Origin of the sequence: Massilia sp. YIM B02443, assembly GCF_030411955.1 — a bacterium.
GTDB lineage: Bacteria > Pseudomonadota > Gammaproteobacteria > Burkholderiales > Burkholderiaceae_D > Telluria.
The window spans coordinates 77,084-89,156 of sequence record NZ_JASNRA010000009.1 but is presented as its reverse complement, the minus strand read 5'-3'; the positions used below and the strand labels follow the sequence as shown (position 1 = coordinate 89,156).

The 12,073-nt window shown below is 67.3% G+C and carries 6 protein-coding genes; 4 read left to right on the top strand and 2 right to left on the bottom strand.

The annotated features are described in order from the left end of the window. Positions 1-8: 8 nt before the first annotated feature. Positions 9-3,218, bottom strand: coding sequence for a TonB-dependent receptor (locus tag QPK27_RS11490; protein ID WP_290418368.1), 3,210 nt, complete (start codon positions 3,216-3,218; stop codon positions 9-11). 484 nt (positions 3,219-3,702) lie between these two features. On the opposite strand from QPK27_RS11490, the gene QPK27_RS11485 reads away from it, so the two are divergent. The 3 genes from QPK27_RS11485 to QPK27_RS11475 all read left to right on the top strand — a co-directional run bounded on the left by QPK27_RS11485 (position 3,703) and on the right by QPK27_RS11475 (position 8,105). Continuing rightward, positions 3,703-5,208 carry an ATPase domain-containing protein gene (locus QPK27_RS11485; protein WP_290418367.1) on the top strand — a complete coding sequence of 502 codons (1,506 nt, stop codon included), beginning with the start codon at positions 3,703-3,705 and terminating at the stop codon, positions 5,206-5,208. After that, positions 5,198-6,985, top strand: coding sequence for a response regulator (locus tag QPK27_RS11480; RefSeq protein ID WP_290418366.1), 1,788 nt, complete (start codon positions 5,198-5,200; stop codon positions 6,983-6,985). The genes QPK27_RS11485 and QPK27_RS11480 overlap by 11 nt, the downstream gene beginning before the upstream one ends. A 235-nt stretch (positions 6,986-7,220) precedes the next feature. After that, complete coding sequence (locus tag QPK27_RS11475) at positions 7,221-8,105, top strand: alpha/beta fold hydrolase (RefSeq protein ID WP_290418365.1); 885 nt, start codon at positions 7,221-7,223, stop codon at positions 8,103-8,105. Positions 8,106-8,141: 36 nt separating this feature from the next. Here the strand turns inward: QPK27_RS11475 and QPK27_RS11470 are convergent, their stop codons facing one another. Further along, positions 8,142-9,623 carry a hypothetical protein gene (locus tag QPK27_RS11470; protein ID WP_290418364.1) on the bottom strand — a complete coding sequence of 494 codons (1,482 nt, stop codon included), beginning with the start codon at positions 9,621-9,623 and terminating at the stop codon, positions 8,142-8,144. Positions 9,624-9,954: 331 nt separating this feature from the next. Between QPK27_RS11470 and QPK27_RS11465 the strand changes: the two genes are divergently transcribed. Further along, positions 9,955-12,069 carry a TonB-dependent receptor gene (locus QPK27_RS11465; RefSeq protein WP_290418363.1) on the top strand — a complete coding sequence of 705 codons (2,115 nt, stop codon included), beginning with the start codon at positions 9,955-9,957 and terminating at the stop codon, positions 12,067-12,069. Positions 12,070-12,073 lie beyond the last annotated feature (4 nt).

Genomic DNA, 12,073 nt, shown 5'->3' with positions numbered 1-12,073 from the left:
CTACGGGCTTAGAACTTGTAGTTCAGGCCCACGTACGCCACACGGCCGGTGTAGCCGCTCGAGTAGTAACGCGCCTTGGTGTCGTTACCCAGGCGGGCACGCGACTCTTCTTCGGTCAGGTTGAGCACCGACGCGGTCAGGCTCAGCTCCTTGGTGAAGTTGTACGACGCGTTCAGGTCGACCTGGCTGTACGGCTCGTCATACACGTTCAGACCGTTGACCAGGCCGTTGACCACTTCGCCGCGACGGTTGTACGAGGCGCGCAGCATCATCTGGTCGTTCGAGTAGAACACCGTCAGGTTGGCCTGGTTCTTGGCGCTGCCCACCAGCGGCGAGGTGCCGATCTGCTGGCCGTTGGCCAGGGTGATCGCTGCCTGGTTGGTCTTGTTGTAGGTGTAGTTCAGCTGGAAGCCGAAGCCCGAATCGAAGGTGTGCTGGGTGTACAGCTCGATACCCTTGGACACCGCATCGCGGCCACCGGCGCTGGTGGAGTAGCTCTGCACCGGCACCGACTGGCCGCCGATGTCGAGGGTCACGTCGCGCACCACCGGCACCGCGAAGTTGCTCACGTTCTTGCGGAACAGGGCTGCGCCGAGCACCGAACCACGCGTGAAGTACCACTCCAGGCCCAGGTCATACTGGGTCGCCTTGTAGGCGTCCAGCTCCTTGTTGCTGCCCGAACCGAACCAGCCGACCTGGTCGCCGCCGCCGATGTAGCGGCGGTCGTTGACGTATTCCTGGCTGAAGTTGCGCAGGCTGCCCGGGGCCGCGATCGCGTTGTAGCTCGGACGCGCCACCACCTTCGAGGCCGCGCCGCGCAGCAGCAGGTTCTCGGTGATGTCGAACGCCAGGTTCATGCTTGGCAGGTAGTCGGTGTAGGTACGGTCCAGCGCGCTGACCACGAAGGTCGAGATGTGGCCGCTTGCCGGGTTGGTCTGGCTGTCCGGCACGGTGGTGAAGCCGCTGGTGCAGCCCGAGCCGGCCGGTGCGCCGGCTGCCGGTGCGCCGCCTGCCAGGCAAGGCGCCGGGGTGCCGTCCGGACCGTTGAAGAAGTAGTCGTTGTAGTAATCGACCTGGTCGGTCGAGTCGGCGTGCTGGCGGGTACGGACCACGCGCATGCCGAAGTTACCGCGCAGGCGGTCGGTCTTGATGTTGGCCTGCACGTACATCGAGGTGATCTTCTCGCTGACGTTGTAGACGAAGTTGTCTTCGTTACGGGTCTGCATCTCGCCGTAGGTGCTGTTCAGGTACTCGATGTAGGCCGGGTAGTTAATGGCCGGGAAGGCGCTGGCCTTCACGCCATTGGTCAGGTTGCCCAGCTCTTCGCCGTACAGGAACTCGGGACGGAACTTGTTGGCGTTGACGTCGCAACCGTTCTGGAAGCGGTTGTCGTAGTTGCCCTTGTCGGTGCCCTGGCAAGCCCAGTAGTTGTTGCCGGTGCGGCGGTTGGTGCCGCCGTCGCGGTACTTGGCGCCGAACTGGACCGAGTCGAGCCAGCTGCTGTTGTCGACGTGCCAGGTGAGGTCGGCCTGGGCGTAGTTCTGGTCGGTCTTGTTGCGGGTCCACGACGAGCTGGTCGAGCCGAGGTCGATCTCGCCGATGCCGTTGCGCAGGTTGGTCATCAGGTCCGGCGAGAAGGTCATGGTCGGGGTGCTGCCCGACAGGTCCCATGCCGAGAACGAATTACCCAGGCTCCAGCTGCCGTCGGCGTTCTGGCGGCGCGGCTTGATCGGCATGCCGAGCGACATTTCCGGACCGCCTTCGGCCCAGGTGCGGCCAATCTTGAAGTTGGCGTCGAGCGACTCACCCTTCCATTCGACTTCGAAGTCGGCGGTCTGCGACAGCGCCTTTTCGCGGTTCAGGTTGCCGGCGATCTGCGGGGTCGGGATGGTGCAGTCGTCCGGACCGAAGCCGCCGGTGTTGGTCAGACCGCCGGCCGCAGCCTGTTCGGCGTTGCAGTAATAGACCTTGCCCGGACGCGCGCTGTACTGGGCGCCGGTGACGATGGTGCCGCTCGGGTCGAAGGTGAAGCCGTCGAGCATGCGGCCGCCCGGGTAGTTGCCGTCGCCGTTATAGCGCGCGATGCTCCATTCCGGGATCTTGAGCGAGTTGGTCTGGGTATTCTGCTTCAGGTCGAAGCGGAAGTAGTTGGCCGTCATGTTCAGGTTGCGCAGCGGCTTGAACTGCAGGGTCAGCTGGCCGCCCTTGCGCTCGCGCTCGTTGGTCACCACGTCCAGGTTGACCGAGGTCGGCAGCGCGAAGTTGGTGTAGTAGTCGCCATCCTGGGTGTAGAAGCCCGATTCGCCCCACCAGTACGAGTTCAGTCCGTTCGGCTGGCCGTTGACGTCCACCGACGGATTGGTGGCGCGGCTGTCGCTGTACCATTGCCAGTTCGAGGTGCTGCCGCCCATGCTGCGGATGGTGCGCTTCTGCTGGGTGTAGCCGACCAGGAAGCCGATGCGGTTGCTCTCGTCGTGCCAGGCGTACTGGCCCGAGATCTGCGGATCGGTCTTCTTGGTGGTGTCGGACCAGGTGCCTTCGGCGTTCAGGAAGCCGGAGCCCGACTTCACGTCCAGCGGACGGCGGGTGCGCAGGATCACGGTGCCGCCGATGCCGCCTTCGTCGAAGCGCGCTTCCGAGGTCTTGTACAGCTCGGCGCTGGCCAGCATGTTCGATGGCATCAGGGTGTAGTTGAACGAACGCGACGGGTCGCCGTTCGATTCGGCGGTGGCCACGTAGTTGCCGTTCAGCTGGGTCAGTGTCAGTTCCGACGACAGGCCGCGCACCGAGACGTTCTTGCCTTCGCCGCCGCTGCGGGTGATGATCACGCCCGGCACGCGCTGCAGCGCGTCGGCGACGTTCTTGTCCGGGAATTTACCCACGTCTTCGGCGGTCACCACCTCGACGATCGAGTTGGCGTCGCGCTTCTGGTCCAGGCTCTTCTCGATCGAGTAGCGGTAGCCGGTGACCAGCACGGTGTTGGCGCTGTTGGCCGAGGCAGCCTGGTCGGCCGGCGACGGCGCGGTGGCCGGTGCGCCTTGCTGGGCGGACGAGGTTGCGGCCGTGTTTGCAGCTGGTGCGGTGGCCGGAGCTGCGGTAGTGGCGTCGGCGCTCTGCGCATAGGCGTTCGACAACGACAGCAGCGCGATGCTCACGGCCATGGCGACAGGCGTGGCGCGAACGCGCGTTTGGGTAACGGATTTCGGTGATGCGGTCATGTGAGTCTCCTGGTCTCGCCCGCTAGGGCTGTTTCTTATGGCAGTGGCAGAGACCAGCGCGTTTTCCGTGAAAACGCATTCAGGTGCTCCGCACCGCTACGCGATAAGGCTCGGTCTGCACAGCTGGATTCCAAAAACGCATGCTGCGCAAACGGATGAGCTAACGCCGATTTACTAAACGACCGAATGCTGATTGCAACTCGATCGCGCCTCGCATTTCAACAAAGAGAAGTTATACAAAGGAAATTACAATGGTTCAATAGACTTTCAGTGGGAGGGTGCAGTTTAGCTGCGTTTAGTAAACAATAATGATGCAAATTCGACACACTTGGCGCTGCCAGGCCAGGCATGGTGACCGGTGCCCAATCCTGCGCCACCCTGCACGCATGCACTGTTATCATATTTCCAACTAAAACAGGCGATGGCGGACAGCCGCCGTCATGCCCCTTATCCGAGCAACCACTGGCAAGCAACCTGGAATTCCATGACACATCGTCCGACCCGCAGTCCGGCCAGAGTCGCCACCGGCATTCCCGAACTCGACGCAGTGCTGCATGGCGGCCTGCTGCGCGAACGCATCCACCTCATCGAAGGCCGTCCCGGCACCGGCAAGACCACCTTCGGCCTGCGCTACCTGATCGAAGGCGTGCGCATGGGCGACACCGCCCTCTACCTGAGCCTGTCCGAATCCGAGGACGAGCTGCGCGAGACCGCCGCCAACCACGGCTGGTCGCTGGACGGAGTCGAGATCGTCGAGATGATTCCGATCCCCGACGAGCCGGCGCCGCAGAGCATCCTGCTGCCGACAGACAGCGAGCTGGTCGGGCTGGTGAACCGCATCGCCGACCGCGTCGAGCGGGCCGGCGCCTGCCGCGTGGTGATCGACTCGATGGTCGAGATCCGCCTGCTGGCGCGCGACAGCGCCCATTACCGGCGCCAGATCATCGCCTTGCGCGAACGCCTGAGCGGCATCGGCGCCACCGTGCTGCTGCTCGACGACATCACCTCGGACGGTCTCGAATTCGAGCTCCAGAGCGCCGTGCACGGCGTGATCTCGCTCGAATACCTGGAACGCAGCTTTGGCGCCGCACGGCGCCGCCTGCACGTGGTCAAGATGCGCGGCGGCGACTTCCAGAGCGGCTGGCACGACTACAAGATCCTGCGCGGCGAGATTCTGGTGTTCCCGAGCCTGATTGCCCAGGAACACCACCGTCCTCCTCGTGAAAACGATATCCTGAGCGGCGTGCCGGGCTTCGACGCACTGTTCGGCGGCCCGCTCAGCGCCGGCAGCTCGACCATGGTGCTGGGGCCGTCCGGGGTCGGCAAGACCACGCTGGCGCTGCAGTATGCGCTGGCCGCGGTGCGCGCCGGCCTCAAGGCGGCATATTTCAACTTCGACGAATCCGAGACCACGCTGCGCTCGCGCCTGGTGGAAGACATGGGCGAAGGACGGGCGCGCGACAGCAATGCCGACGAGGACGAGACCGGGGCGGCCGGCGGCGGCACGATCGACGACGCCCACGATTTCTTCCTGCGCCGCGTGAACCCGTCGCGCATCTCGCCCGGCGAATTCATCTGGAAGGTGCGGCGCCTGGTGGAAGACCAGGACGTGCGTCTGGTGATCATCGACAGCATCAACTCCTATCTCGACGTGATCCGCGACGAGAAGTCGCTGCTGCCGCAGATGAACGAACTGTTCTCGTACCTGAGCAACATGAGCGTGATGGTGATCGTGGTCGGCGCCCACTCCCAGCGCCTCGACACCTCGAAGGAGCCGGACGCGGTCAGCATCATCACCGACAACATCATTTCGATGCGCTATTACGAACGCGACCACGTGGTGTGCAAGGCGGTGTGCGTGCTCAAGAAGCGCCAGGGCCGTCACGCGACCGATATCCGCGAGCTCGAGCTGACCGACGACGGCATCCAGGTCGGCGCGCGCGTGCCGCGCGCCGAGGATACGATCGGGGTGGAGAATCTTGGCGTCTGACGCGGCGGTGCAGCAGCGCGACCCGGGAACCCGGGCGCTGGTGGTGTTCGCCCCGCTCGCGGGCGACGCCGCCGCGCTGCGCGAGGTGGCCGCGCGCGAGGCGCTGGCAGTGCGCGAATGCGCCGGCGTCGACGCCTTCTACGCCGCCCTCGATGAGCAGGCGCTGGCGGTGGTCGTCACCGAAGAGGGCCTGGCGCGCTGCACCTTGCAGGCGTTGAGCGCGCGCCTGCGCAGCCAGCCGGCCTGGTCCGACCTGCCGCTGCTGGTGCTGGCCGACGCCGACCGCCGCGACATCGACGACGGCCGCTTCCTGCGCCTGCAGGACGTGGGCAACGTGATCCTGCTGACCCGCCCCACCACCCGCCTGGCGCTGGCGATGGCGCTGCGATCGGCGCTGCGCGCACGGCGCCTGCAATTCGACCTGCGCGACCAGCTCGCCCAGCTGGAGGGATATGCCGGACGCCTCGCCTCGATCGTCAGCGAACGCACCCGTTTGCTGGAGCGCGAGACCGCCGAGCGGCGCCGGGTCGAGCAGGCGCTGGCCGAGGCGCGCCGGCTGGAGTCGCTGGGCCAGCTCACCGGCGGCATCGCGCACGACTTCAACAACATACTGCAGGTGGTGGCCGGCAGCGAGACGCTGCTGCGCATGCTGCTCGGCGGGGCCAGGGCCGACAAGGCCAACGGCGCAGTCGGCGCCGCCGGCGGCGCGGGCGATGGCGGCGCCACACCGGACGCGCGCGCGCTGCGCGCGCTGGACGGCATCCGGCGCGCCACCGGCCACGGCGCCGCGATGACCCAGCAGTTGCTGGCGTATGCGCGCCGCCAGCCGCTGGCCAGCACGACGCTCGACCTGCACACCCACCTGCGTGCGACCGCCGAGATGGCGCAGCGCATGCTCGGCGCCCATATCCAGCTGCGGCGCGAGCTCGCCCCGGACCTGTGGCCGGCGCTGGCCGACCCGGCCCAGCTCGACGCGGCGCTGCTCAATATCGTCGGCAATGCACGCGACGCCATGCCCGACGGCGGCGCGCTCACGCTCAAGGCCGCCAACTGGACCCTGCCCGACCCTGCCCTGCCGCAGGGCGCGCACCTGGACGGCGAGTTCGTCGGCATTTTCCTGAGCGACCAGGGCCACGGCATGAGCGAAGAGACCGCGCGCCAGGCGTTCGAGCCCTTCTTCACCACCAAGCCGGTCGGCAAGGGCACCGGCCTCGGGCTGTCGCAGGTGTACGGCTTCGCCGTGCAGAGCGACGGCCAGGCGTTCATCCGGCGCGAAACGGTTGGCACCACCATCGGCATCCTGCTGCCGCGCGGGCGCACGCAGGCCGCCGCGCCCGCGCTTGACCCGGCCACCCTGCGCGCCGCCGGCCTGGCCGGACTGCGCGTGCTGTACGTCGAGGACGACGCCGACGTCGCCGACGCCACCGGCGCGCTGCTGCAGTCGCTCGGCGTGACGCTGCGCCGCGCCGACAGCACCGACGCCGCCGTGGAAGCGCTGGCCCGGGACGGCGCCGATGTCGACATCGTGTTCTCGGACGTGATGATGCCGGGCCGGATGGACGGCATCGAGCTGGCCCGCTGGCTGGCCACGCACCATCCCCGGCTGCCGGTGGTGCTCACCAGCGGCTACATGCTGTCGCCGGAACGGTTGCAGGACCTGAAGGTGCAGTTCGTCCGCAAGCCCGCCAGTATCGGCGCCATCAACGACGCGTTCGTGAACGCCATGCGCCGCAGCGACGGCGAAGGAACATCACGCCAGCGCCGGCGCGCGGGCTGACGTCGCAAAAAGCCGTCATCTTGCATGCAAACCCTGGGGATATCCGGCGTTCGATGCTAGCGCGCGCACATGGCGGCCAATCGGCCATGACGCCGCACGGCAGCCGGTGTTAGCGTGGTCGTCACAAGGGCAGGTTTGCACCTGCTGCTTGCCCTGCCCCTTCACCCGCCGGGAGTCCATGATGAATAGCCGTCCCTCGTGCGTCCGCCTTGGCGTTGTCCTTGCCGCAGCGCTGATGGCTGTCTTGCTGGCCTCGTTCCCGGCACGCGTGCGTGCGGCCGACGCGCCGGGCTTCAGCGACCGCACGGCCCAGGTCAACGGCACCACCATCCACTACCAGATCGGCGGACGCGGCAGCCCGGTGGTGCTGCTGCACGGCTATGCCCAGACCGGCCACATGTGGAAGCCGCTGCTGCCGGGTCTGGCAAAGACCCACACCGTGATCGTGCCCGACCTGCGCGGCGCCGGCGCTTCCGCCAAGCCCGAATCCGGCTACGACAAGAAGACCATGGCGCAGGACATCCACGCGCTGGTACGCAGCGTGACGCAGCAGCCGGCCGCCGTGGTCGGCCACGACATCGGCCTGATGGTGGCCTACGCCTATGCCGCCCAGTATCCGCTCGAGACCAGCCGGCTGGTGCTGATGGACGCCTTTCTGCCGGGCGTCGGCGAATGGAAGAACGTGTGGCTGCTGCGCGACCTGTGGCACTTCCACTTCTACGGCGAAACCCCGCTGGCGCTGGTCAAGGGACGCGAGCGCACCTACTTCGAACACTTCTGGAACGACTTCGCCGCCGACCGGACCAGGTCGGTGAAGGAAGCCGACCGGGTGCTCTACACCCGCGCCTACGCCCAGCCGGGCGGCATGCGCGCCGGCTTTGAGTATTTTCGCGCTTTCGAGCAGGATGCCAGGGATTTCGCCGGCTTCGCCCGGACCCGCTTGAGCATGCCGGTGCTGGTGCTCACCGGAGAAAAGGCCAGCGGCGCCTTCCTGATCGAGCAGGCGCGGCTGGTGGCGAACGATGTGGACGGCAGGGTGATCGCCGGGTCGGGGCACTGGCTGATTGACGAAGCGCCGGGACAGGTCATCCCGGCGCTGCTGGACTTCCTCGGCAAGTGAATAAGTGAGCGTAATAAGTGAGCGTTATGGTTATGACTACGGCTGCGTGCCTGGATTCGGCTCGCGGACCGAGCGCGACAAGGCCACCTCGCTGGCGTTGCCGGCCCGGTCGCGGACCCGGATCCGGATCGTCACCGGACCGGCGCGGCAGAAAGTATGACGCAGGTTGACTTCGCCCGCTCCGCGCACTTCACGCACGCTGGGCGCGCTCTGCGGACAGCCATCGTTGACGCTGGCCGTCGCCGTATGGCTCTCGTCGATGGACGAGTCGACAAAGGCGGCCGCCAGGTCGAGCGTGCTGCCGCGCGCGATCTGCGTGTAGCGGGGAATGCCGGTGATCGGTCCCAGCACCGGCGCCGGCGTGCCCGTCCGTCCCGGACGCAGCAGCACCAGCCCGGCGTTGGAATCGGCCAGGATCTCGCCACGGTCGTTGATGGCCCTGGCCGTGTCCAGCACCAGAGCGGCCGGAGCGCGAACCAGCCGGGTATTCAGGTCGACCGGGCCGGCGGCGCCGTTCCAGAGCGCGGCGCGGCGGTCGGCGCGGTCCTGGATCGACAGCTGCAGGTCGCCGACCAGTTCGCGCCGGTTGTTCAGGCCATACAGGTTGCCCGATGGCGCGCCTGCGAGCGGCAACTGGCGATAGCCCGCGCCGAGTGACCAGACATAGGGGGCGAAGAAGCCCTGGCCGTCGGAAATCAGGGTATTGCCGGCAACGTCGCCCAATTCGTTCAGGTCGACCACCGACAGCGTGCGGAAGATATTGTCCGCGGTGATCGGCACCATGCCGCGTTCGCGGCTCCAGTAGAAACCGAGGCTTTGGGTTTGCCGGCCCGCGCTGCCCGCCACTTCGCCGCGCGTATTGATGTGCGTCGCCGCGGCGCCGGTGCCGCCCTCGATCATGCCCAGGTCGAGCGCGCCGCCAAGCGGGCTCCACAACATGGCGCGGCTGGTCCCGTCGGCGCCAAAGACCGAGCCGACCGTGAAGCCGAACAGGTTGATGGCGGACGCTTCCGAGCGCTGCGGCGCCGGCGGCCCGAGCGTGATGCGCGCGCCGCCGTTGGTCCAGAGCACCGCGCGGCTGGCGCTGGCGGCTTCGCCCGTCCAGCCGACGGTCCAGTTCAGGTTGTTCACCGCATTCGCGCCCGCCTCTGCCGGGCTGGGCAGGATGCGCCAGCCCCTGGCCGCGGCCCAGGTGAAGGCGCGCGGATTGAACGGCTGCGCCTGCGACGAGATGCGGCCGACCACCATCCCGTTGTCGTTGAGGTCGACCAGGTCGAGGGACTGGCCTGCGAACGTACCGTGGTCGCGGATGCGGCGCCCGTCGAAGAAGCGGTAAGTGGTCACCGCGTTGTCCACGCCGAGCGTTTCGGTCATTGCCATGGCGACCTCGCCACGCTCGTTCAGCAAGCCGGCCGCCTGCAATGGTGCGAGGTTGATGACGCTGTACTCGCGCGCGTGCGCGCCGCCGTGCGCGGCGTGCGCGCTTTCAGCCGAGCCCGCGGCCGGACCTTCAGCCATAGGCGCTGCGAATGCCGGCAGCAATGCGCAAGCTAAAGCGAAGCAATTGGTGTGTCGAAACAGGTGTGCCATGTGAACCTCCACGAGTACGTTGAACGGCACACCCGATTCTAGGAGCGGCCACAGCCCCAGGCATGCGCCCGCTCAAACCGCTCCGTGCATGCCTCGAGGCAGCCCCGGCCGATGAGCGAACAAATCACTTTTCCCGTTAATGATAATGGCTTATCATTACCAACAGCAATGAGCGGCCTGCTGCTCAGTGCCGCCGCCGCCATGGACCGGCGCCATTTCCTTGCCCCCACATTCCCCTATCGACTTCGAGGTCCCGATCTTGCAATCCAAGTACAACGCCACCCCGTCCGCTTCCCCGCTGCGCGCCATCCCCTGCGCCGCCATGCTGGCCTGCAGCTTCGCCGGCTCCGCCACGGCCGCCGCTGAGCCCGTCCAGCCCACCCGGCGTGCCGAACCCCAGGTGGTCGAGGTCAAGGGCGAACGCACGGAGGACGAGCGCCTGGCCCCCGGCGCCGGCGCCCGCGCGCTGCCCGGCAGCGTCACCACCGTGACCTCGGAAGACCTGGCCACCATGGACATCGGACGCGACATCTCGAACGTGTTCCGGCGCGTGCCGGGCGTGGTCGCCAACAACATCGACCAGGGCGACACCGGCAACGGCTTCCGCATGCGCGGCTTCGCCACCCAGGGCACCCACGGCGCCGACACCGCCATCTACATCGACGGCGTGCCGCAGAACATCCCGTCGAGCCAGGGCGGCGCCGGCCACGGCCCGGCCTTCCTCGAATGGCTGACCGGCGACATGATCGACACCATCGACGTCGTCAAAGGGCCAGTCTCGGCCCTGTTCGGCGACCAGAACCGCGCCGGTTCGGTGGCGATCGCCACCCGCGAAGGCGGCGCCGCCACGCCATCGAGCGCTACACTGACGCTGGAAAGCCATGGCGGCCGGCGCGGCTCGCTGGTGTTGTCGGGCGAACGGGAAGGCATCCGCTCGCTGCTGGTGGCCGATCGCTACCGCATCGACGGTTTCCGCCACGGCTCCGGCAACGACCGCAGCAACCTGTTCTATAAACTGTCGACCAAACTCGGTGACGGTGTCTACAGCCTGCGCGCCACTTATTACAAATCCGAATACGCCGGCGCCGGCTATCTGTCGCTGCCGGGCATGGAGGCCGGCCTGGTCGACCCGCATGCGACCATGTACGGCCTGCCCGGCTTCGGCGACGCCCACCGCAAGACGCTGGTGTTCAACCGCAGCCCTGCCTCCGGCCAGGCCGGCTGGTTCGCCACCGCCTACTATGAGGACTTTGCGCGCAGCCGCGCGATCCAGACCAGCACCACCCAGCACACCTACGGCTACGACGAGCGCGACATCTATGGCGCGCGCGCCGGCAACAACTGGGCCTTCGGCGACGCCGCCCTGCTGACCGTTGGCCTGGAAGCGCGGCGCGACCGCGGCGACGCCTTCCGCCAGCAATACCGCAACCTGGCGCCGACCGCCAACTACGTCAACAACCAGGACCTCGACCTGCTGACCTATGGCGCCTTCGTGCAGGGCCAGTACCGGCTGCTGCCGTCGCTCAAGCTGCATGGCGGCGCGCGCTACGACCGTTTCGATTACGAGATCGTCAACCGCAAGCTGCCGGCCGCCTCGACCGGCTACGACAAATCGGTGCTGACGCCGAAGGTCGGCGCGATCTGGACCGTCCGCCCGGCGTTCGAGCTGTATGCCAACGTGGCCGAAGGCTTCCGCTCGCCGGCTGCCGAGCAGATCAGTTCGAGCGGGAGCCTCGGCCCGCTCGGCGCAGCGGGCGGACGCATCAACGCCGACATCGAGCCGAGCCGCGTGCGTTCGTACGACCTCGGCATCAATGCGCGCCCGCTGGCCGGCCTCGAGCTGTCCGGCGCCGTCTACACCATCCGGAACGACGACGAGATCGTGAACACCGCGCCCGACGTCTTCGTCGCTTCCGGCCAGACCACGCGCAAGGGCGTCGAAGTCGACCTGCGCTACCGCCTGGACAGCGCGTTCAGCACCTACCTGAGCTACGGCCGCATCCTGCGCGCACGGCTGGACAATCCGGCGCCGGGCGCGGGCGCCCTGCTGTCGGTGCCGGCCCACACCTGGAAGGCCGGCGCCCAGTACCGCCGCACGGCCGGCCCGGGCCGCCTGACGCTGAACGGCGACGTCTACGTCACCGCGCGCAACCCCTACTACATGGGCACGCCGCTGGTACAGCGCGACATGCAAACCTATGTGCGCTACGATTTGAAGGCGAGTTATGACCTCGGCAAGTTCCAGGGCGCGCTGTTCGCCACCCTGCAGCCGCACAAGTTCGCCAGCGACATCGCCTACGGCACCGCCGCCGGCCTGCTGGTGTCGACGGTGCCGCAGGCAACGGGCGGGGCGTCGCTGCGCTATTTCTTCTGATGGT

Coding starts and splice junctions, on each gene's coding strand:
- QPK27_RS11490 (WP_290418368.1), bottom strand. CDS start 3,218: ATGACCGCATCACCGAAATCCGTTACCCAAACGCGCGTTCGCGCCACG.
- QPK27_RS11485 (WP_290418367.1), top strand. CDS start 3,703: ATGACACATCGTCCGACCCGCAGTCCGGCCAGAGTCGCCACCGGCATT.
- QPK27_RS11475 (WP_290418365.1), top strand. CDS start 7,221: ATGGCTGTCTTGCTGGCCTCGTTCCCGGCACGCGTGCGTGCGGCCGAC.
- QPK27_RS11470 (WP_290418364.1), bottom strand. CDS start 9,623: ATGGCTGAAGGTCCGGCCGCGGGCTCGGCTGAAAGCGCGCACGCCGCG.